The 2,648-nt window shown below is 40.2% G+C and carries 3 protein-coding genes; all 3 read right to left on the bottom strand.

All coding sequences use genetic code 11. The annotated features are described in order from the left end of the window. Positions 1-66 precede the first annotated feature (66 nt). Complete coding sequence (locus tag B2Y23_RS03525; protein WP_291353880.1) at positions 67-945, bottom strand: DUF3426 domain-containing protein; 879 nt, start codon at positions 943-945, stop codon at positions 67-69. A gap of 3 nt (positions 946-948) precedes the next feature. After that, positions 949-1,866, bottom strand: coding sequence for a 50S ribosomal protein L11 methyltransferase (gene prmA / locus B2Y23_RS03520; RefSeq protein WP_291353882.1), 918 nt, complete (start codon positions 1,864-1,866; stop codon positions 949-951). A gap of 133 nt (positions 1,867-1,999) precedes the next feature. Then, positions 2,000-2,648, bottom strand: a 649-nt coding sequence (locus B2Y23_RS03515; protein ID WP_291369047.1) for a bile acid:sodium symporter family protein, incomplete at its 5' end; no start/stop codon positions are given.

The raw sequence follows: 2,648 nt of genomic DNA, 5'->3' as shown, positions 1-2,648 counted from the left end.
AAAAGTGAGCAAGAAAACTGCATTTTTTTTACATTTTTTTGTATTTTTTAATAGTTTTTTTCAATATTACGGACGAATTATTTCTAAACTATAAGTGTCAAAGCTTTTGCGTGCTACCGGAATGCTAAATTTGAATTTGAAAGGACTATTCTGAGGGATTCGTTGAATTCCTTGAAGACTTTCAATTAAATATTCAGAAGGCATAAAGGAATAGGTCGAGATCGTTTCCCCATTCTCTTTCAAATTTACCTTGATCATTGGAAGGGCCAAACTTTGGGTATGATAGTTAATCAGTTCTCCAGTGAACTGGGTTTTTTGTCGGGAAATTTGTTTAACCTTTACCTTGTTGGTGGAGATCAGACGATAATTCTCTTCCATAATTGAACATTTAAATGCCTGACATGCAGTATTAAACAGAGCACTAATGACCGGACTGTTGTTTAAAATTTTCGGATTAAACCAGAAAAACTGCAAAATAAGTAAACTGACTAAACATAAGTTAATTATCCCCCATAAAACATAATGCCCCGCACCATATTTTTTTTCCTGTTCAGCTTTTTCTGACCAGTTCAGTGCGGGATAGTTGCCAATAGGATCAGTACTAAAATAATTTAAGTTATTCAGATAGGTCTTTAAATCAATATTTGAGTTTTCGACTTTACGATCGTAAATGTCTAATAAATGTTGTTCTGCTTTTTGATTGCCAATGAACAGATCAGACGACAGTTCATGAGATGCATAGGCTTCTTGAACTGGATTTAAAGATGAATTTGTTTGAGTGGCAGTAGAGAAAGTTTCTTCTTTGTCTACCACCAGATGGGTCAAGGCATTAAAATTGGTTGAGCATTTTGCACAACAAACCATCCCGCGAGCAACTGTAAGTTGAGCCACAGAGACTTTGTACTTGGTCAAACAGTTAGGGCAGGAGGTTTGTTTTTCGCTCATAGTCTATTCAAGGTTTGCTTGGGTATTTTGGCGTTTACCCGAAATTCGACACCAATGTTCGTCACGTTTTTCGATTTGCAGTATATCAAAAAATTCAGAATAAACACTAGAAACATCAGCAACTTGCTCTTCTAATATACCGGCAAGTGCGAACTCTCCCTCAGATTTAACCAAAGTTGCGAATTCAGGCGCAAGGGCCATTAAAGGACCTGCAAGAATGTTGGCAACAAACACATCGGCTTTCTGATCCTTCAGTTCTTCATTGAACTCGTCTGGCAGACCTACAAACAGATTTTCCAGTACACCATTCAGTTCGGCATTTTGTTGGGTCGCCAACACAGCTTGCGGATCAATATCAGTGGCATACACTTTTTTTGCACCCAGCAATAAAGCGGCAACGCCTAAAATGCCTGAACCACAACCATAGTCGATCACAATTTTATCTTTCACATCGGTTTGACCGAGCCATTGCAGACAAAGGAAGGTTGAGGCATGGTTACCAGTACCAAAAGCCAGACCTGGATCAAGCTTAATGTTCACGGCATCAGCTTCCGGAGCTTCCATCCATTCAGGTACAATCCAGTATTTCTCGGCAATCTGAATAGGTTCGTAGGCATCCATCCAGGTACGTTCCCATTCCTGATCTTCAATAAACTCGTAACGTAATGGTGCCTCAGGCATCTGTGCAGTAATAAAGGTCACTAGCGCATCTACATCAATTTCTTCGTCTTCTTCCTGCGCATAGATGCCAGTTACAATCACTTTATTCCAGAGAGGCGTTTCACCTGGAAGCGGTTCAAGCAAGTCCTGATTTTCAGCATCATCTAAAGTTACGCTTACCGCACCTAATGAACTTAACAGGGTTTCAGTAAAATCAACTTGAGCTTGCTCAACAGTAATATGAATTTGTAACCACTTCACGGAGATAACCTAAATTTGTCTTTATAAAGATGCCATTGTAACGGAACTCAGGATGAAACCACTATATATTGATAAAAACTATCCTGAAAAAAGAAAAGGACATACATTGACGTCCTTTATTATGCAAGCTGAATCAGGTCGCTATAGGCGCTGGATGTGGCGCGATTTTATTCAAGAACATGCCAAAGAGCGCGGCGAAGATATACATGAAAATGGAATATACTGCAGCTGGCATGGCAACGGTGGAGTTCGCCATCACGGTCAGTGCAATAGTCATGGCCAGGGTGCTGTTGTGAATGCCAATTTCAAAGGCACAGGCACGTGCTTGTGCACTGTTAATACCGAACAGCCGCGGCAAGAAGTATCCGATACACAGGCTGAACATGCAGAACAGCGCAGTTGCAATGCCCACTTGAGCCAGGTATTCAGTAATATTCTGACGTTCACTGACAATTGCGCCAATAATAATGGAGATTAAAAATAGAACAGCGAAGATGCGTAGTGATTTATTTAATTTTTCTGTGAAATGTGGGGCATAGTGCCGGATCAGCATACCTATACAAACCGGGACAATGATAATGGCAAAGACTTGCAGGATTTTACTGAACTGTAAGTTAATCTGTTGTCCGTCATTGATAAAGTGTTGAATGGCAAAGTTGACAATAAGAGGTAAGGTTAGCGCAGCAATCACTGAATTAATTGCAGTCAGGGTGATGTTGAGTGCTAAATCACCTTTAAATAGATAGCTAAACAAATTGGCGGTACTGCCACCCGGAGAAGCT

This window comes from Acinetobacter sp. UBA5934, assembly GCF_002430855.1.
Lineage (GTDB): Bacteria > Pseudomonadota > Gammaproteobacteria > Pseudomonadales > Moraxellaceae > Acinetobacter.
The sequence above is the reverse complement of the archived record's forward strand: the minus strand, read 5'-3'. Positions and strand labels throughout refer to the sequence as shown.